The organism is Marinobacter salsuginis (assembly GCF_009617755.1).
GTDB lineage: Bacteria > Pseudomonadota > Gammaproteobacteria > Pseudomonadales > Oleiphilaceae > Marinobacter > Marinobacter salsuginis.
The window spans coordinates 15485-34371 of the sequence record NZ_BGZH01000003.1; the positions used below are offsets into that span (position 1 = coordinate 15485).

The window sequence follows — 18887 nt, forward strand, 5'->3', positions numbered from 1 at the left end:
AACCTTCTCCTGCCTATCAGACTTCAACGTCACGACGTTCGGATGCAAACCACTGGTACACACTGGGCAACACCACCAGCGTCAGCAGCGTTGAGGTGATCAGACCGCCAACCACAACCGTCGCCAGCGGCCGTTGGACATTGGAACCAATACCGTCGGCCAGCAACAAGGGAATCAGCCCCAGAATAGCCACCGAGGCTGTCATCAGAACCGGCCGCAAACGGCGTTGAGCACCCAGCTTGACTGCTTCAATGACTTCGTAGCCTTCGTCCCGCAACTGATTGATGTAGCTCACCATCACCACACCGTTCAGTACGGCTACGCCAAACACAGCGATGAACCCCACCGCTGCAGGCACGGAGAGGTAAAGCCCCGTCACAAAAAGCGCGACAATGCCACCAGTAACCGCAAAGGGCACATTCATGAAGATCAGCGCCGCATAGCGCAGACTGCTGAATGCGGAGAAAAGAAGCAGGAAAATAAGCGCCAGGGTAATCGGCACAACAATCGCCAGCCGCGCCATGGCCCTTTCCTGGTTCTCAAACTGACCACCGAACTCCACGAAATACCCCGGCGGCATGTCCACTTGCTTTTCAATCCGATTGCGCAAATCCTGAACAACACTGCCCATATCGCGACCACGTACGTTCATCTGCACGTACTGTCGCCGACTGGCATTGGAGCGTGAAATTTTCTTGGGTCCCGCGTACATCTCAACATCTGCCACCCGTGAAAGCGGTATCAGCTCGCCGCTGTTGCCCCTAAGGGGAAGCTTCCTGATTTCATCGATGGACCCGCGATAGGACTCTTGCAGCCGGGCGAAAATCTCAAATCGCCGGACACCGTCGAAAACCAGCCCGGCGCTTTTACCGCCAATACCGGTTTCAACCGTACTCATCAGGTTATCGATGCTGATGCCGAACTGCGCCAGCACTTCACGGTCGGGGCGAATAACGATCTGTTTTTTACCCGCACTCTGCTGCGCGCGCACATCCGTTGCACCCGGCACATCATTCGCCAGGGCCGCTACCTCCCTGCCGATCCGGCCCAACTCGTCTAGGTCATCGCCGAAAATGCTGGCAACCAGTTGCGCCTGAACGCCTGACAGGAGTTCGTCGGTTCTGAGCTGAATCGGTTGGGACAGATTGTTGGCAAGCCCCGGGACCCGTTCATCCAAAGCCTCTGCAATCCTGCTTTGGAGATCCTCATAGCTCACGTCCTCTCGCCACTGATCCAGGGGCTTCAGATTGACAAGCGTCGCGACAACGTTCACAGGTTCAGGATCACCACCCACTTCGGCACGACCGATCCTGGCATAGGTGCCGGTGACCTCTGGAAATTCATCTACAACGGACTGAATCCGTTTGCCATATTTGATGGCGGATTCAAGACTGGCTCCAGGTGGCAGTGTCGAGCGAATCTGGAACGTGCCTTCCCTGAGCGTGGGAACGAATTCGCTTCCGAGATAGGGAAAGAGCAGAAGACTGCCTGCAAAAGCAACGACGGCCACGCCCATCACAATCTTAGGGACTTTGACGACAGTATTCACCACCGGCTTGTATAACCGGTTCAGGAACAGAACCAGCTTCGGCTCCTTATGTTGCCCACCCATTTTGAATGAGAGCGAGGCCAGAACCGGCACCAATGTCAACGCGAGTAGCAGCGCACCAATCAACGCGAAGCTGATGGTGTAGGCCATGGGCGAAAACAGCTTGCCCTCAACGCCCTGCAGGGTAAACAGCGGCAAAAAAACAATGATAATGATGCCAATCGCAAACACGATCGGACGAGCCACTTCCCGAGCGGACTCACCTACAAGCCTCAAAACGCTGACCTTTTCATCGGATCGCTCCTCAAGGTGTCGGAAGATGTTCTCTATCATCACGACAGCGCCGTCCACCATCATGCCGATGCCGATAGCCAGCCCCCCCAGACTCATCAGGTTGGCCGACAGGCCCGACATGCGCATGGCAATGAACGCAAAGAGTACAGACAACGGCAATGTCGCCACCACGATCAGTGTGGAACGAACATTTCCGAGGAACAGATAGAGAAAAACCAGTACCAGAACCGAACCTTCAAGCAGTGCTTTCTCGACAGTGCCTATAGCCTTGCCCACCAAGTCTGCCTGAGAGTAATACGCTTCAATCTTCAACCCCTCTGGGAGGGACTTGTTCAGATCGTCGATTTTCGCATTGACGTCCTCAAGCACCTGACTGGTGTTGGTGCCAATCAATTTCATCACGTAACCGCCCACGGATTCCTCACCCGAGGACACCTCTGCCCCACGGCGAATCGCTGGCCCAAGCCCAACCTCCGCCACATCCTTGACGTAAATAGGGGACTCACCCTCACTCTTGGACACAATGATGTTCTGGATGTCTTCGATGCCTTCGTAACCTGAGTCGACCCAACCGTAACCGCGAACAATGTACTCTTCACCGCCTCGCGTAATGAAAGAGGCGCCGACGTTACGATTATTCTGGGTGAGAGCGCCGCGAATATCAGACACCGTCAAGTTCCTTGCCTGAAGCTCCTGCGCATCGATATTGACCTGGTATTGTTTTACCTCGCCGCCGATGGACAGGACACCGGTTACACCCGGCACGGTTCTGAGCTGTGGCTTGACAATCCAGTCTTGGATCGTGCGGATTTCCTGCAGGCTGTACTGCTCTTTATCCTCAGTTTCCAAGGAATACATCAGGATGCGCCCAAGACCGCTTGCGATGGGCCCGAGTTCGGGTTCCCCCATCCCTTCGGGAATCTGGCGCTTGGCCTCGGATAGCCGTTCGTTAACTAGCCGCCTGGCGAAGTAGATATCGGTGCCATCTTCGAAATAGATGGTCACCCGCGAAAGTCCGAAAATCGACGTGCTCTGCACTTTTTCTAACTTGGGAATTCCATACATGCTGATCTCAACGGGATAGGAAATCAGCGTTTCGATATCAACTGGCGACAAACCAGGACTGGTAGTGAACACCTGAACCATGGTCGGTGTCGCGTCCGGAAACGCATCCACCGGCAGTTTTTGAAATGAAAATATGCCGGCAACGATCACGGCGATAGCAAAAACAAGCGTCATCAAACGATTGTTCAGCGCATAATTCACAATTGCGTTGATCATGCTCCCCCCGAGTATTAGTGTCCGTGAGCGGCGCTGCGGCCACTGGCGGTAATGGCCGACATCAGATCAAAAGCGCCCACTGAAACCACTTCCGTGTTTGCGCTGATGCCGGACTTAATCTCTATCCAGTCGTTAGCCTCCTTGCCAAGAGTGACTGGAACCGCCTTGTAGGCTCCCCTTTCATTACCCGGAACAAATACAACGGACTCGTCATCGATGGTTTGCACGGCATCGTGTGGAACCAGGGGCAGTGATGCCGCCGATTCAGTCATGATTCTGGCCGTGGCGTAGGTATTTGGACGAAGGTCGCCGTTGGGGGATTCGAGTACAACGCGAACCGGAATGGTGCGGGTTTCCTCATCAAGCTCATTTGAGATCCAAGACACTTCTCCGGTGTGAAAGCGGTCTTCAACCGACTTTGAGAAGACCTGAACTTCATCTCCGACGGATACCCTGCCAATGTCAGTTTCGGCAACTTGCAACATCACCCACACCACAGAGGTATCAGCCACGGTAAAGGGCGTATCTGAAGAGCTTAAGGTTTGGCCCAACCTGGCATCCATGCGCTCAATACGCCCCTGAATAGGAGAACGGAGCGCGTACTGTGCGAGACTGCTATCAGCGCCTGACGAATCACTGCCAAAAACCGCCAGTTGCTCACGAATTGAATCGTACTCCGCTGTAATTTCAAGATAAGCAGCCTTGGCGTCCAGGAACTCTTCTTCGCTGGTGAAGCTTTCACTCCGCAATTGCTTTTCTCGCTGATACTCCGCAGTCGCGGCTTCTTTCCGAGCTTTCAACGAGTTTAGGCGAGAACGAATGCGAGCCAACTCAACGCTGTTCAGCGCGGCCAACAACTGGCCTTTTTCAACCTGGTCCCCAAGATCAACAGCCAGTCTCGTAAGCTTTCCCTGCAGGAGCGGCCCTACCTCAGCGACGCGATCCGGAACGTAATGAACTTCAGCTGGCGCAGTCACGATATTGTCAGCTCGGCCTCGGGGCACCGTTACAGTCTGCACGGAAAGCAACTCCCTCTGCTCTGGGGTGAGATGAACTTCGCGGGCCTCACTGCCTTCAGCCGAGTGCCCAGCCTCACCCTTTTGGTGCTGCCCTCCTTCGGCTTCCTCGGCGCCGTGCGCCAGTGGCTGATAGACCAGAAAACTGATCGCGACAAACATTATCTGCATATTTCGAATCATCTAAACACCTTCGATATAAGAGAACGTTCAACCATTAATTTTCTTGCCATCAGGAACCGGATGACATTGAAAGGGCACCACCGGTGCTCACTTCCAACGCCCGGACGGCATCGATATAGTCGTGTTGCACTTGGACATATTCCTTCCTCACCGACAAAAGATTGTCCTGGGCAGCTAGGACATCGGAGGCATCGACTTTTCCCGCTTGAAGAGCTTTCTGCATCAGTTGCAGCGTTTCCTCCGAACGTTCGAGAATCGACTCGTTCATCTGGCGCAGTCTGCGTACGGCGGATTCGTACTGAGCTACAGCAGACACGACCTGGCGTTCAGTCGCCAAACGCAGCGCTTCGGCCTCAAGCTCGGAGATTTTCAACTGAGCCGAGGCCTTCCTTTTTTCACCGGAATAGTCATGAAACACGGTCAGAGGCATCGACACACCCGCACCAAAAAGGTTGGATCTTTCCTCCCGCTCGTAGAACCCGAACACTTTCAGGTTCGGAATCGTTAGACTCTTGGCCAGTTTCAGGCCGGACTCATTCGCAGCAATTCTGGCTGCTGCCGCCTTCAGATCCCCTCTCTGGCGCTGAGCCATCGCGACCAGGCGATTAGTTGGTGGCAAGTTGGCACGAGCTACATTGAGCTCTCCCAAGACCTCTACCGCATCAGAGGGGGACACCCCAAGAACTTCCGTCAGGTCAATTTTTGATTGCCTAAGCTTTTGCTCCGCTTCGGCCTTCTGGTTCTTAGCTCTTGCCAAGCCAATGACAGCGGTATTGAGGTCAATTCGGGTCTGTTTGCCCCGCTCAACGGACACCTCAACCAGCTCTTTGGTTCGCCGCATTAGCTCAACGGTGCGGCTTGCCGTTTCCAGCTCTTTCTGTGCAAGCAGAATCTTGAAGTAGGCCGACCGCACTCGGGCCTTGGTCGCCACCTTCAGGTATTCAAGTTCCTGCTGTTGAGAAGTGAGAGTGCTCTGAGCACGCGACTGACCGAGATCGCCCCGATTGCCCATCCAGACTTCCTGAGTGACCCGAACCTCGTAATTCAGTGCCTGATCCGCCTGATCTGGATTGTCACGGCCACTCAGCTCAAGCTCAGGGTTGCTGGGCGCCCAGCGGCTGGCATGATCGAGGTCAGCTTCCTGCATGGACACCGCAGCCCGCCTCAAAGCCAACACCGGGCTATTCTCAAATGCCATTACCATTGCCTCATTCAAGGAGACAGCCTGGCTGGCCTTGGCTTGCTGGTACTCCTTGAGTGAAACGCTCTCCCCGGTGGTGGCTGCCGCCGAAGGCATGACGTTCAAGACTCCGGGTACTATCAGCACCCACAACAACAGTCGTTTGTTCATTCAATATCATCCTGGCTATTTGACTGAGATACATGAATCAGCGTTTTCGCCGTAAATTCCAAGACGACCTTACAGACAAACCTTTAAATCAGTCTGAATGCCGCTCCATAAGAGCTACATTGCGACTGAACGGACATTACTAGCGAACTTTTGGATTAAATGCCGAGGGCAGGTCGAATCGACGAGACAATGGCAGGGATAACGTCGTAAAAGGAGGAGAGGTGAAAGAGCCCCTGACGGCATCGCGTGTAAGTGAACAATAACGTACGACGGGCCTACTGAGGCCCGTCGTGGGGTCCAACTATGTGAAGCAATGTAATAATGAATTAAAAGCTAAACTGCGCAGCCAACTGAAGACGGGTGTTGTCAGCTGACTCACCGTTTGCAAGTTCTTTGTTGGCGTACGACAGCTCAACCCCTACAGTCACCGGATCAGCTACTTGGTAGAAGTTGCTGAAGTAAGCGCTCTCTAGGGTTTGGAAAGAGTTTGGAAAGAGAGTCTCGTCCTGATCACCCTCTAAAAACCCATAGGCCACACTCGTGGTGAATTTTGGCGTCCACTTATGGCTCGCCGCCACGTTGAAGCCGTAAGCCTCGATAGTTTCGAGATCACCATCGGAAGTTATATATGCCTCACCGATGCCAGTCCGACTCGCAGTGCTGTCGTTGTTACTGTACGAGCTGTAAAGATAACGACCTACACCATCACCCAAAACAACTCCGGCCATGAGCGAGGTTTCTGAAGTGACGTTGAGTCGACCAGCCGCCATGACGCCATATCCAAACGCAGCGTCGTCACCTGTAGCACTGACGTCGTCGGTCTTGAGAGAACGGGCCAGGCCAGCAACCTCAAATCCACCACCAGACCCTGCCCACTTGTAACGGGCGGTAAGGTCAGGAACGGTATCACGTGAACCTTCAAACCCACTGGTTTCAGGGTTTTCAGCTGACACCGAGAACTGTCCGTCACCTATTCCCATCGTGTAACGAATCTGTGCCTGACGAATAAAGCTCACACCTACCGGCCCATTAAAGTCCAGTGTGGTCGGGTAAGCCGTAAAGTGCATAAAGTTACTCCACGTCTGACCCGCAAGCCAGCCGTTGAGCTCGCCATAGGCGTGACGAATACGAAGCCCCCGTGAATTGGAGAACAGTTCGTTGCCACCACCGCCGTAGAAGTCTGCCTCAACAACCGTCTTGGCTTCTCCAATATCGGTCGGGGTACTGGTTCCGAGACGCACTCGTGATTGACGGGCATGCGCTCTCAAAGAGCTATCACCATCCTCTACGGATGTATCGAGAACACTCGGGTCGTGCAAGTCACCGATATCCTGGTCTGTGTCGTAAATCATATCCAATTTTACGTAACCACCAATCGTAACCGAAGTGTTAGTGCCGGGCAGCAACCACCCCTTGGAATCATTGGTCCCCGCCATCTGATCCACCTGACTGCGCAAGTCATTGATCTGCTTTTGAAGTTCCGCAGTTGATTGCGCCAAAGCAGATGGGACCACCAGGCCCATGGTTGATATCGCAAGTGTTGCTCTTATCGCTAACCTGAGTTTTTTAGTTTGCATTATAAATCAGTCTCCGTGAGCTTTCGTTATAAGATCCCCTACCGGCGATCGACACCTCATAAACCAAACGCGAAGGCGCTTCGGTTACAGACCACCACCGGTAAGTTGCTGGTTATGCCGGCACTTTCGGCCAGAACAACGCATCGCCATTGATAGCAGATGAACTTGAAACGAAATTGAAAAAAATACCCCCTTAATACCTTTGTATTAACGACCCCATCGCAACCGTTCTTACACCCGTGTCCTCTTTTCATGATTTAATTTTATTTTTTCAAGCTGAGTTAAAGTTCATCTGGTTCCATCAGGGTGCACATCATTCAACTTAAAGGTGACTCTATGAGGAACTATCTCTGGCTCACATCGTTAGCATTAGCCTTGGCGGCAGGAAACCTCCATGCCACTGAGGCCAAGGACGATAAGTTAGCACAAGGCATGCTCTCCAAAAGCAGCATTCAGGATATGAAGAGACAACATAAGGTAATGACACAGGCGGCGTTATCTGAAGTGGGCATGGAGGCACGCCGAAAATTGATGTTATCGACTAAGGACGATATCTATCACGAGATGATCAAATCGGGAGATATCAATCTATCTCAATTGGACCAATTTTCAAAAGATCAGTTTATTCATTAGAAATAATGTCGCATTAATAGAATTTTTGATTGAACAATAGAAACTTGTCGACAAAGATCGTTTTAAAACCAGTTGCATCGTGAATGGTCTCCACCATTCCGTCTTGCCGCACTACTTTTGTAGTGCGGCTTTTTTAGGCCTAGATTTAGTCGATAGCAACTTCCAATTACCTGCTTGGCAGACCACATGCCCAGAAAAAAACAACGCCCTTCAATAAAACGGAAACTGCTTACTTTCCTGACACTAACGGGTTTCGCGTGTACCGGGGTAATATTCTTCTCACACACCCTTTTAATCGACTATATCCATGACGAGCTTCACAGGCAGCAGCTAGAGGCTGCAGCTAACCGGCTCTCAAAGACACTAACAAATGATAAAGAAGAAATTACAAAATCTTCTCTCAGAGATTTTTCATTGTCCCAATATTCTGTTCACATCGAAGACAGTCAAGGTCGGAGTTTTACAAGCGAGAACATTGAACCGAAATTACAGGTGGTAGAATCGTTCAGAAATCCTGGAATTTTTCACATATCGTATAATGATCGATCAATCCTTGGATACTACAAAATATTTAATAACAGACAAGATAAGCTAAGCGTTACTATAATTGAAAAAAGCTCCTACTCCCCAAACACTCTTGACAAAATCCACGGTCTTATATGGATCATATCATTTACAATTCTCGTTACGATATCAATGATCATATTTATTGGGGTAACTATCGCACTAAAACCTTTAAAAATGATGAGCTCCCAATTAACGTCGCTTAAAAATGGTGAGCGTAATAGACTGGATGAGAACGTACCTGAAGAATTCACTGAACTTGTCAAACATCTTAATCGTCTATTAGAGTCGTACGACAAAAAACTTTCCCGTTCACGCCACCTAGCCGCAGATATTTCTCATAGCTTAAAAACCCCCCTTGCCGTCATAAACTCCATGATCAATGACGAAGCCATTCCCACCACAATCGCGAGTCAAATTAAGTCTCAACTGTCTGAAATGCACGAGCTGATCGACACTCAAATGAGAAAAACCGAAATGTCCGGTCAGTACATTGGAAAGGCGACACCGATCATTGAGAGAACTCTGGCACTGGTGGACGTAGTCAGTCGAATCTATCCTTACAAACAGATCCATCTTCAAGAAACATTACCCAGAGAGCTTGTCTGGCCAATTGATGAGCGTGATTTTAATGAGATCTTGGGTAATGTCCTTGATAACGCAAGCAAATGGTGCTCTCAGGAAGTTCATCTACACTTGAAACTTCACGATGACACTTTGACCATTCTTGTTGAAGATGACGGCCCCGGAGTAGCGTCACACCAGCTTGCCGATCTTACCAGGCGCCAGAAAAGACTGGACGAAAAAACTCCTGGCTATGGCCTTGGCCTATCAATCGTTGAGGAAATCACCAATGACTACGGTGGCGCCATGCATTTTTCTATATCACCCAAAGGTGGTCTGCGGGTTCTAATCGAGCTTCCCAGAAGCATTTGACGACTACAAGGGCAACTTATCCAGCTTTAGTCAGCGACCAGCAGGCATAGCAGCCCGATACACCAACGTCTCAACATCAAAACTGTTGCTTTGAACTGAGTTCTCATCAGGCGACATAAAGAACAACCCTGTATTACCTGATACGGGCGACACCGGAGCCGACGTTAGAAGACTTGTTGACTGCGTTTGGGGAGATTTCCCGGATCTCAGCGTCAACCAATCAACTCGCGTATCATAAACACCTATCATATCTTCGGCTGCACTGGATTTCTGTGGAATCCCGATATTAACTGGGTCCTCACCGGAGCGTACGAGCAGGTTCGGCAAAAATAGTGTTTGCCTCGGACTAAACACCAGCTCAGGCGACACGTCGTAAGTCATACTCGTGCCTGCCACCCGGTTTCCAATTTCATAGTCCAGCTGTGGGCCCTCAGTGCCAGCAGGGAAAAATGAAACCTTCCCTTGGGAGACGGTCACCATATTCAAAGGTCCCGGTTTGCTCTGAACAACAGCACCGATTACCCGAAACACTGACGTGTATCGACTTAACTTTTCATGATCGGCCTTATAGAGGTCAGGCCCGTTCGGTGAGATTAATATCTCATAAATCTCTGAACCAAACCCCTGCTCTGAGTAGAAAGACTGCCCGAGAATAGTTTCCCGGCGTCCGTCAGCATCCAAATCCTGCAACCCCAAAATTAAGGGAATGAAACCGATGGCTTCGGCCTCCCCCTCGGCCAACTGGATCAAAGAACTTGAAACGCGACGGCCATTCCACTGATTTAAAATGAGGTAGTATGAGTTCTCTGAAACGTACCAGTCCATTCGGATGACTTTCTCCCGACGGGGCACCTCAATGGACGCCAGGCTCTGAACAGCCCCACTGGAATTAACATGGAAAAAGCTGAGTTTGTTTCCATGCTCCGCCGCAAAATAGTAATCGCTGCCAGAACGAAACGCGGACAACGACTTTGCGTTGATGGGCAGTCTGGCAAATGGAGACGCTAAAGCCTCCTCCTCAACCGGACCTACCCGACCTTCTTCAGCATTGGTCTGTACGATGCCGACCAACCAGGTGTTATTGTAAGTCGCAACGGCTTGACCTCTCCCGGTAACCTGAAAACGCACCAATGGCACATCGTTTGACGCCTCTGGCTCGTCCCGCCACAAAAGATCAGGAAATCGGGCTTTCAACGCCGGCGTTACCGCCCTGGGGTCGCCGGCTCTATCAGTAAACACCGCCGGGATACCGTAAAAGCGTTTCGATACAGCGCCAACGGAGGGCATCGTTCCAAACAGCAATTTCCCTACCGCCTGATCCTTTCCGATACTCTCGATACCGATGACTGCAAGGTTTTGCTCCAGGATGCCTGCATGATCAGGCTCCCACAACACAACAAATAAATCACCTACCTCAACAGTGGCATCGTCGACTGTGAGGGAAAGCACTTTTTGATCACGATCTACCTGAGTGACCTTTGCCTTTGCTGGATGCTCACGCTCAACCGCCTGTACCGCACCAGCTAGTAGTAGCATCAGGAACACAAATACTGCAGAACGAGTCATCATAGGAAAAAGTCACTTAATGCGGATTCATTTTGTATAACAAAAGCGGGGTGGCGCTCCCACCACCCCGTTCTTGTTAGAACTTGTACCTTACCCGACCGGCAACATGAACAATGTCCTGATCGCTTTTGCCGTCCTGCAAGGCAGTTTCTTCCAGCGCATCCATAGCATCGCCTGATGCCAGGTATGCAGCTTCTGCCGACAGCTCAAGCGAAGGGTATGGGAAGTACGAGACCTTGGAGCCAAATTCCAGTCCGAGATCTTTTGAGGACGATCCATCGGCAAGTGCAATGTCCTCAGCCAAGCGGTTGTAGACAATCATTCCGCTGACCGTAATATTGGCCGCTACTTTATGATCGAGCTGTAGCTTGTTCATGAAATACCCTTTGTCGAGGATATAGGGTGTTTCGGCGAAGTAGTCATCGCTCGTCATGTTTTCCTGAAAAATCATACTGTCGCTGAAGTCGACATCCGTGGCGATGAAGGCGTCGAAGTCCCCGTCTTGCTCATTGCCATCGCCCGATGCGTAGAGCACGGTGTACGTCAGTTGGTTTGGTCCAAATTGCAGCCCGAGCTCGCCGCGTCCCAGAAAGGTCGAAAGGTCATAGTTCGTATTGGGATTCGTAGCACCATTCAATGGGACGAAATTTACACCTTCTATTGTTCCGCTTTGGCCAATCACCGTACCCTTCACGAACATGCGGCCTAGCGACGTCTCTTGACCGTAATCCATCTCCACCCCAAAGCTGGAAACGGAATATTTGGAGTTATCAGCGATACTCTTCAGTTCATACTCCCTGCTATTTACCGTACCTATTCCCTCAGCAATTTGATCATTCATCTGATAGAGATAGAAGAGGCCCGCGCTCAGGTTCGGTGAGTAACGCTTGTTCAGGTTGATCGCAAAGTTGTCCGCGCCATCCCAGCCTTCGTCCTGTTCTGAGTCGACGCCGCTCTCATTGGAAGAGTCACCTCGCCCCCATAACAACTGATAGTCAAATCCAGAGCCCAGTGAGCCTTTCCAAACAGCGGCTGTGGCGGTTTCAGTCCAGACATGTCGGTTCACTGACACCGGCTGCAAGCCCAGCGATACGCGCTGGTCTAGCGTGTTGGGCACCAAAAAATCCACATAAGCCCACCGTGTTTCGATGTTCACACCATCACCGGAATAGTCGCCACCCGAACCCTCACCGTAGCGGATGCCTCCAATCTCCGTCGCGAATACACCGGTAACGTTTTTGTCGTCGGAAGTTGCCTTCGCCCAGAAGCGATATTTGACCTCGCCGAAGCTCTCGGTCGGCTCGTCATCTTTCAGCGTACCGCCACCTGAGTTACCACCAGAAAACCAGTCTCTTTGATTGGTGTAAGCCTGAAAGCGGTTATCCATATCACCGTGGAATTCAATCTCCGCTGCCGTCGCGGCCCAACTTCCCGACAGTGTTGTCATCCCCGCAATCGCAGTGGCCAGAATGTTGCGTTTCAACGTAGTCTCCTCCAGTTTCTTTCTTGATTGTTTGTGATGTTCGATTCGTACGGATAGTGGCGTAAATCTTAAAACCAGCTAGAACACCGGACGAAAGACCAAAAAAAAGGCGGGAATGAAGCATTCCCGCCATTAAATAACCTTAGTTAACTCGCAAGTAGGCTCTCACACGAACCTTAAATGAACTTGAAATCCGGAAAATATTTTAGATACGTCGGTCTCGCCATATTCAGCGATCACGCTCGACCCTACATGGAAAACTTATGCTCGAAGCCCACACCAAATGTGGAGTCCTCAGAGTCAGCCAGGTCCGCCTCCACCTGAGACACGTAAGCATAAACCTTACTCTTGCTTGCCAGTTTATAATCGAACCCCAAGGCCAACAGGGTTAGCTCCTCGTTTGTTGTCTCGGCTTCTGTCAGTCCGTACTGAGCCTTGATCTTCCAACGCTCAAGGTTAACGGCACCGCCAACCAGATAAGACGTATCTTCTCCAGGGCCATCGCTTTCTTCTGCCAACTGGTAAACTGCGCCGATCTCGAAGTTGCTTAATCGGACCTTCCCTACGGTTCGCAGGATATTGAGACGACTATCGCCACTTGAATCGGCTTCCAGTGAATCGTCGATATCAGAATCGTAGGCAATACTTCCGTAGAAACGATCATTCTCAAACGTAAAAGAGCTGGAAACTGCATCCGCAGGTCCGTCGTTCTCTGCACCAGCTGACTGCTCTTCACCCGGGATGACGGCAACACTGACGCCCACAGCATCGAACAGACGTGGGGAACTGTATTGAACAATGTTGCTGGTCCGATTTTCACCAGCCATGATATTTTTTATATCCGCCTGTAGGTCGTTGAACTGGTCAACCTTGCCCTGCGCTGACTTTAAAGGTGTGTCAAATTTTCCCGCAATCAGTGCACCGAGGTTCGCCTGTTTGAAGCCGCCGTATATATTACGCTGCGAGAAGGTTTGGCCATCTTTATCTCCATCATCAATCGATATTTCAAATTCCGCCTTGTATATCGCCTCCAGGCCTGCGAGGTCGGTATCGAACGCCCCTTTTACACCAAGACGGGAAGCATTGCTCTGAAGCTTCCAAGTATCGCTATTACCGTCGTCCTGGTTTTCATACGAAACATTGGCTTTGCCGTACAGGATAGGACCGTCCGCCGCGAGTGCATTTATTGAAGTAACGACAAATCCACCAAACACGAACATCGATAGACACTTTTTCATGGACACCTCTTCAGATTAGATAGATTCAAAATGACACTTGAAGTCTTTCAAATGCTGAGAAGATGGTGCTTTGTATCTGTTGCAAAATTATTACATTGAAATATTTTTTCTTTTATTTTCAACAATATAAAATTAAAACCTTCTATTATATCCTTTGACACTGAATTGAACTTGAATATAAGCAGCCGTTTTCGTACATCGCGTTGTGAGCATGAAAGCGATTCCCATCTGACCCCAGATTCATCCCCGGAACCTTCCAAAAGCGACTCACAATGAATCGCGGCAGGGATTGCGGTTGCGCGATAAAGATCATGATGGCCAATTGATACTCGGCGCGATGCGCGGTCACCTCGGCTCTCGGCAGTCAATTCAAGGCCGAATGGCTTGTTAGTGAAGCGTTTAAGAGCTGAATAAAATGCGCGCTGGCGTGACTTGAAGGAAAAGCAGCCAAGCATTCCCGTTCTCTCAAATGTCATCAGCACATCGGTAACCGGGTTGAGACCGGCGTGATAGAAGCTGAAGCATTCCAGTGATAGCTCCTGCGGTAAGCCATGAAGTTCATCCAGAAAAACCGGAACACAGATGCTGCTTCCCAACCCGCCTTCGAACCTTCTATAACGGACGTCCCAAAAACGGGACTGTGTCCATCCGCCATTATACTTCCACCCCTGGCGATCAGCGGCACTCAGGATGTCGGCAACACCGCCCCAGCCTATGTCGGTGGATCGATAACGCCCATACATCTGAATATCCTTCACTGTCCCCGGAGAGGCCTGACAAAGCCATCGAGCCAGCCACCCGGGCAGCCCCGGATCAGCACCTGCATCCAGTACAAATCGGCTGTCGCTGGTCTCGATGAGTGTCCGCATGCCTTGGAATACCTCAAGCTTGCGCGGATTTGGAGTGATATCGATGTAGTCGGCTCGATTCGCGATACAACCGTGAACCAGATTCTCAAGAGCAGACACGGAAAGGTCACATGCCACAATAACGACATCTTGCTCATGCGAGCATTGCCTGGCCTGTGCAGCGTCAGCCACATCAATTGATCTGGCGTTGAAACGACCTGTGACACCGGCTTCGCGATCTAACTGTTCCGCTCGTTTACGCCCTTTTTCCAGTGAACGCCCTGCCAAGACAATATTGCCGTCGATCCGTTGCCCCAAGAAAGTCGCAGTAGCGGTCCCGGCAGCTCCGTAGCCACCAAGGACAAGTACGCTCTTGTCGCCCTGTCTCATCGTTTCTCAAGCTCCCTTTTGACGTACTCCAACTCAACCCGGGTGTGTTGCGCAGCGTCTGACTCGATGCCCATAAAGGCTGACATGAACCAACTCAAGGCTCTGCCTTTAAAGGAATCGGGGAAGACACCGTATACCCGGTGAGAGAGACGCCATCCTTTCTCAGAGTTGGTCTTTTCAATTCGTAAATCTCCCCCCTCGAACACGTCAACGATATCGATCCCCAAAAGGCTGTAGGTAGTTTCGGCTGACCATCTGTAGCGTGTTGGCGGAAAGACGTCGTACACACGCCCGTCCAGAACCCCTTTTATTCCACCAACCGTTTCAACCTGGAGAAATCTAAGCCCGTCAACAAATCCCGTACCGGGTCGGCTCGTTATCTCAGTCAAAATATGAGCGTCATTTGCTCGGTGAAAGATGCCTTCGAAATCCGTCACTGCCCCCCAAATCTCCGTGCGGGGCGCATCAACAACAACGCTCTCGGTAACATCCACTTTCCGAAGATCAAAGCCTGCAAAGATCAAGAGTCCGACGAGCATAAAAGTTGCGCAAGCCATTATCATGCGGTTCATACCAAGCCCTCTTTTTCTTCAGATCAGACATCCCTAAACCCTTTAGCAACTACAGGGTCAAATAGAGATCTAACGCAGAAAGTTCGATCAAGAGCTTAGATTGTTCGAAGCGATTGAACGCGTTCGCCATAGCTGATGAAGAGCATTCTGTGCTGAATGGGCGAGAGCGCACTTTAAATAATTGGACGCTTTGCCTGACCGGGGATAAAGAATCTAGCAACTGATGCAAGGTTCGAAACAGTAATTCATATAGAGATGTTCAGTCCCCCAATTCAGCCACACGCTTGGTGGTCGAGTTGGGGGCGAGTGCCACGTCAAATCACTGCACGTTCAAATTTTTCTGGTGTTGCAACATCTGCTCCATCATCAGCTGCATTTGATCCATGCGCTCTTGCATCATCTGAATTTGTTGCTCGTTAGACAGACTACCACCATTTTTTGATTTACCGCCGCCGTTCATCAGGTGCTGACCTCCCATCATGTCGTTTTGTCCACGCATCATGCCAGGTCCCATCATGCCGCGATGCATATAATCCATTTGTTCTTGCATCGCCTCCCTGTGTTCTCGCATCAATCGTTGCCGCTCTTGCGGTGATGCTTCATCAGGTATGCGTTGCATCAGCTGGTTCATGTGAGACCAGTTCTGGTGCATCTGCTGCATTTGCTCCTGATCCATCATCATGCCGGGACCATGCCCTTGCCAGGGGCCTTGGTCACCATGCGCTATTACCAATGCTGGAAAAACCAATAGCGCAGCGGTTGCAGCAAGCCCTTTAGATGAAATCATAAAGTTATCCCCCAAAAATGAGATGCCCACTCCATTTCACTTATCATTGTAGATCTTTATCCAGATAAACGCCGATCTTAACGACTAGAGTAAATTAGTCATTGACCCTGTAGTAACTACAGGGTTTTAAATTGCATCATTTGTACGAGAACCGGAGCCGAGAAAATGAGCAACACCTGTGACGGACAGTGTGGCAGTGAGGAAGCTGGCACAGATAATTACACTCGGAACCCCGTTATCACCACACATGGAGCCCAGATCAGCACCTACAAAGTGCCAAAAATGGACTGTCCTTCGGAAGAGCGAATGATTCGAATGGCGCTCAATGGCTTTGACAACATTCGGTCACTCTCATTCGACCTATCGAATCGAAATCTGGAAATTATTCATCAAGGCGAAGCCGGACCTATTACGAGCAAGCTGGAAACCCTGGGGCTGGGCGCTTCCTTGCAGAAGTCAGAAGAGGCCAGCGCTGAATCCGTCAGATCGGCTGAGTCGTCTAATGCCAACGAAACCGAGGAATCCGGCACTTTATGGATACTGCTGGCAATCAACGGTCTGATGTTTCTGGTCGAAATGACGATGGGCCTGATCGCCCAGTCCGCTGGCCTGATTGCTGACTCGCTAGACATGCTTGCCGACGCTGCCGTCTACGGTCTTGCGCTTTACGCCGTCGGGCATGGCATCAAAATGCAGGTCAGAGCGGCCCATGTTGCTGGCATTCTCCAGCTCATCCTTGCCGTCGGTGTACTAGTTGAGGTTGGCAGGCGTTTTCTGTTCGGCAGTGATCCGCAGTCGCTGATGATGATGGCCGTCGCATCTGTGGCCCTTATTGCCAACGTCAGTTGCCTGCTCCTGATCGCCAAACACCGTGAAGGCGGTGCTCACATGAAAGCCAGCTGGATATTTTCGGCCAACGACGTGGTCATCAATCTAGGGGTTATCCTCGCAGGGCTTCTTGTCGCCTGGACCGGCTCCAACTACCCGGATCTGGTTATTGGCGGCATTGTGGGAGGCATTGTACTCATCGGTGCCAAGCGCATACTTGCACTAAAAGGATAATTCGATGTCTGGAGACCGTTCTCGCTTTTTTACGCTGAACTTTCTCGGCTTTTCCACGCTGATAGCGTTGGCTGACCAGGCCATTAAATGGCTGGTCCAGCAATCCATGGCTTACGGGCAATCGGTTGAGATCACTTCTTTCTTTAATTGGGTGCACGTATGGAATAAAGGCGCTGCCTTTAGTCTCTTCGCCGATGGCGGGGGCTGGCAGCGATACTTTTTTATCGCAATAGCCGTTGTCGTCTCAGCTGTTCTGGTCAAATTGATTCGGGACAGCCATCAACGAACAGAAGCCCTAGCTTACGCCATGGTTCTTGGAGGCGCACTGGGAAATGTCATCGACCGAGTTTTTCGAGGCCACGTTGTCGATTACCTGGATTTCCATTGGCAATCCTGGCATTGGCCGGCGTTCAACCTTGCCGACGTGTTCATCGTCCTGGGCGTGATCATGATTTTGGTCACGGGCTTCACAGCCGAGAAAGGTGTTGGGAACAACACGAAAAATCGCCAGAATGACTAGTTTTCGCGCGGTCGCATCACTCGCTAAGCCCTCTGAGTCCGGCTTAGCGAGTGTTGCGACTACGTTTAATTGAACAGCAACGACCAAGGAGAAAACAATGGGCCACGAGCATGTTCACATGTCACCGGATACTAAGGATAAGAGAGTTGCAGTAGCTATCTGGGCGAACGGTATCCTAACCTTGGCTCAGATCGCTGGAGGGATCTTCGCTGGCAGCTTGGCGCTGATAGCCGACGCTATACACAACTTTTCGGATATGGCGTCACTATTTATTGCATTTGCGGCGCGGAAGATTGCACGCCGCCCGGCCGACTCGAAGATGACCTTTGGCTACGGGAGAATTGAGATTGTTGCGGCACTTATAAATTACACCACTTTGATTATGATCGGGGCATATTTAATCTACGAAGGTGGCATGCGATTCCTAGATCCCCCGGAAATCAAGGGCTGGTGGGTAGTTTGGCTTGGCATTATCGCATTGGTAGTGGATGGTTTGACCGCGTTGCTCACTTACTCCATGCAAAAGGACAGCGTCAACATCCGTGCGCTGTTTCTACACAACTTGTCTGATGCGTTTGCGTCAATTGCAGTCGTTGTAGGCGGCGCCCTGATTCTCCTGTACGACATGCGTTGGGTTGATCCCGCGATCACAATTGGTATCGCAAGCTATATTCTCTACCTGGGCTTAACGGAAATCGGCGGAACCATCCGGACACTCATGCTGGGTAGCCCAGTGGATATCGACACAGATTCTGTCATCGAGGCTTTATCAAACGTAGAAGGCGTTTTAGACCTTCACCACGTACATTTCTGGCAGATGGGTGAGCATGATGCCTCCCTCGACGCCCATGTGGTGGTCGAAATAAGTGCATGGAATGAACTTGAAAAAGTCAAGGGCCGGATAAAACGAACTTTGGATAACGAGTTCAGCATCACTCATTCAACATTGGAGTTTGAACACCCTGATCACAGTCACAAAGATGCCCATACTTATGGCCATGGCTAACAGGGCTGCTGAAATGGGTGCCGTGTGGCAG

15 protein-coding genes are annotated in these 18887 nt (G+C 50.9%); 5 read left to right on the forward strand and 10 right to left on the reverse strand.

Going from position 1 to position 18887, the window contains the following annotated elements; all coding sequences use genetic code 11:
- Positions 1 to 16: 16 nt before the first annotated feature.
- The 4 genes from GJU83_RS14210 to GJU83_RS14225 form a co-directional block, all read right to left on the reverse strand.
- Positions 17 to 3124 carry an efflux RND transporter permease subunit gene (locus GJU83_RS14210; RefSeq protein WP_014575741.1) on the reverse strand — a complete coding sequence of 1036 codons (3108 nt, stop codon included), beginning with the start codon at positions 3122 to 3124 and terminating at the stop codon, positions 17 to 19.
- 14 nt (positions 3125 to 3138) lie between these two features.
- Complete coding sequence (locus tag GJU83_RS14215) at positions 3139 to 4323, reverse strand: efflux RND transporter periplasmic adaptor subunit (protein ID WP_014575740.1); 1185 nt, start codon at positions 4321 to 4323, stop codon at positions 3139 to 3141.
- Positions 4324 to 4372: 49 nt separating this feature from the next.
- Positions 4373 to 5674, reverse strand: coding sequence for a TolC family protein (locus GJU83_RS14220; RefSeq protein WP_041644862.1), 1302 nt, complete (start codon positions 5672 to 5674; stop codon positions 4373 to 4375).
- A 326-nt stretch (positions 5675 to 6000) separates the two neighbouring features.
- Positions 6001 to 7251 carry a DcaP family trimeric outer membrane transporter gene (locus tag GJU83_RS14225; RefSeq protein WP_014575737.1) on the reverse strand — a complete coding sequence of 417 codons (1251 nt, stop codon included), beginning with the start codon at positions 7249 to 7251 and terminating at the stop codon, positions 6001 to 6003.
- Positions 7252 to 7587: 336 nt separating this feature from the next.
- Here GJU83_RS14225 and GJU83_RS14230 point away from each other — a divergent pair, with 336 nt between their 5' ends.
- Both GJU83_RS14230 and GJU83_RS14235 read left to right on the forward strand, forming a co-directional pair.
- Positions 7588 to 7884 carry a hypothetical protein gene (locus GJU83_RS14230; RefSeq protein ID WP_041644860.1) on the forward strand — a complete coding sequence of 99 codons (297 nt, stop codon included), beginning with the start codon at positions 7588 to 7590 and terminating at the stop codon, positions 7882 to 7884.
- A 186-nt stretch (positions 7885 to 8070) separates the two neighbouring features.
- Entirely contained in the window at positions 8071 to 9384 is a 1314-nt protein-coding gene (locus GJU83_RS14235) for an ATP-binding protein (RefSeq protein ID WP_014575735.1), read from the forward strand.
- A 30-nt stretch (positions 9385 to 9414) separates the two neighbouring features.
- On the opposite strand, the gene GJU83_RS14240 is transcribed toward GJU83_RS14235, so the two are convergent.
- From GJU83_RS14240 to GJU83_RS14265, 6 genes are all read right to left on the reverse strand, one after another.
- Complete coding sequence (locus GJU83_RS14240) at positions 9415 to 10953, reverse strand: hypothetical protein (RefSeq protein ID WP_014575734.1); 1539 nt, start codon at positions 10951 to 10953, stop codon at positions 9415 to 9417.
- A gap of 73 nt (positions 10954 to 11026) precedes the next feature.
- Positions 11027 to 12433: a hypothetical protein gene (locus tag GJU83_RS14245; RefSeq protein WP_014575733.1), complete on the reverse strand. Its 1407-nt coding sequence runs from the start codon at positions 12431 to 12433 to the stop codon at positions 11027 to 11029.
- Positions 12434 to 12681: 248 nt separating this feature from the next.
- Entirely contained in the window at positions 12682 to 13671 is a 990-nt protein-coding gene (locus GJU83_RS14250; protein ID WP_227514626.1) for a porin, read from the reverse strand.
- A gap of 47 nt (positions 13672 to 13718) precedes the next feature.
- Positions 13719 to 14909, reverse strand: coding sequence for a saccharopine dehydrogenase NADP-binding domain-containing protein (locus tag GJU83_RS14255; RefSeq protein WP_227510567.1), 1191 nt, complete (start codon positions 14907 to 14909; stop codon positions 13719 to 13721).
- Positions 14906 to 15481 carry a hypothetical protein gene (locus GJU83_RS14260; RefSeq protein WP_041644859.1) on the reverse strand — a complete coding sequence of 192 codons (576 nt, stop codon included), beginning with the start codon at positions 15479 to 15481 and terminating at the stop codon, positions 14906 to 14908. Before GJU83_RS14260 ends, GJU83_RS14255 begins: the two co-directional genes overlap by 4 nt.
- A gap of 319 nt (positions 15482 to 15800) precedes the next feature.
- The gene (locus GJU83_RS14265) at positions 15801 to 16268 is read right to left on the reverse strand and encodes a hypothetical protein (RefSeq protein ID WP_041644857.1); all 468 of its coding nucleotides are present in this window, start codon (positions 16266 to 16268) and stop codon (positions 15801 to 15803) included.
- Positions 16269 to 16433: 165 nt separating this feature from the next.
- On the opposite strand from GJU83_RS14265, the gene GJU83_RS14270 reads away from it, so the two are divergent.
- The 3 genes from GJU83_RS14270 to GJU83_RS14280 all read left to right on the forward strand — a co-directional run bounded on the left by GJU83_RS14270 (position 16434) and on the right by GJU83_RS14280 (position 18856).
- Positions 16434 to 17330 (forward strand): cation efflux transmembrane domain-containing protein, encoded by an 897-nt coding sequence (locus GJU83_RS14270; protein ID WP_014575728.1) that lies wholly within the window; start codon positions 16434 to 16436, stop codon positions 17328 to 17330.
- A gap of 4 nt (positions 17331 to 17334) precedes the next feature.
- Positions 17335 to 17850: a signal peptidase II gene (gene lspA, locus GJU83_RS14275; protein WP_062785137.1), complete on the forward strand. Its 516-nt coding sequence runs from the start codon at positions 17335 to 17337 to the stop codon at positions 17848 to 17850.
- Between the two features lie 97 nt (positions 17851 to 17947).
- Positions 17948 to 18856 (forward strand): cation diffusion facilitator family transporter, encoded by a 909-nt coding sequence (locus GJU83_RS14280; protein ID WP_041644856.1) that lies wholly within the window; start codon positions 17948 to 17950, stop codon positions 18854 to 18856.
- Positions 18857 to 18887: the final 31 nt, after the last annotated feature.

Excerpts from the sequence above, each read along its gene's own strand:
- GJU83_RS14265 (WP_041644857.1), bottom strand. The coding sequence starts at position 16,268 with ATGATTTCATCTAAAGGGCTTGCTGCAACCGCTGCGCTATTGGTTTTT.
- GJU83_RS14225 (WP_014575737.1), bottom strand. The coding sequence starts at position 7,251 with ATGCAAACTAAAAAACTCAGGTTAGCGATAAGAGCAACACTTGCGATA.
- GJU83_RS14255 (WP_227510567.1), bottom strand. The coding sequence starts at position 14,909 with ATGAGACAGGGCGACAAGAGCGTACTTGTCCTTGGTGGCTACGGAGCT.
- GJU83_RS14235 (WP_014575735.1), top strand. The coding sequence starts at position 8,071 with ATGCCCAGAAAAAAACAACGCCCTTCAATAAAACGGAAACTGCTTACT.
- GJU83_RS14260 (WP_041644859.1), bottom strand. The coding sequence starts at position 15,481 with ATGAACCGCATGATAATGGCTTGCGCAACTTTTATGCTCGTCGGACTC.
- lspA (WP_062785137.1), top strand. The coding sequence starts at position 17,335 with ATGTCTGGAGACCGTTCTCGCTTTTTTACGCTGAACTTTCTCGGCTTT.
- GJU83_RS14230 (WP_041644860.1), top strand. The coding sequence starts at position 7,588 with ATGAGGAACTATCTCTGGCTCACATCGTTAGCATTAGCCTTGGCGGCA.
- GJU83_RS14210 (WP_014575741.1), bottom strand. The coding sequence starts at position 3,124 with ATGATCAACGCAATTGTGAATTATGCGCTGAACAATCGTTTGATGACG.
- GJU83_RS14250 (WP_227514626.1), bottom strand. The coding sequence starts at position 13,671 with ATGAAAAAGTGTCTATCGATGTTCGTGTTTGGTGGATTTGTCGTTACT.
- GJU83_RS14270 (WP_014575728.1), top strand. The coding sequence starts at position 16,434 with ATGAGCAACACCTGTGACGGACAGTGTGGCAGTGAGGAAGCTGGCACA.
- GJU83_RS14215 (WP_014575740.1), bottom strand. The coding sequence starts at position 4,323 with ATGATTCGAAATATGCAGATAATGTTTGTCGCGATCAGTTTTCTGGTC.
- GJU83_RS14240 (WP_014575734.1), bottom strand. The coding sequence starts at position 10,953 with ATGATGACTCGTTCTGCAGTATTTGTGTTCCTGATGCTACTACTAGCT.
- GJU83_RS14280 (WP_041644856.1), top strand. The coding sequence starts at position 17,948 with ATGGGCCACGAGCATGTTCACATGTCACCGGATACTAAGGATAAGAGA.
- GJU83_RS14220 (WP_041644862.1), bottom strand. The coding sequence starts at position 5,674 with ATGAACAAACGACTGTTGTTGTGGGTGCTGATAGTACCCGGAGTCTTG.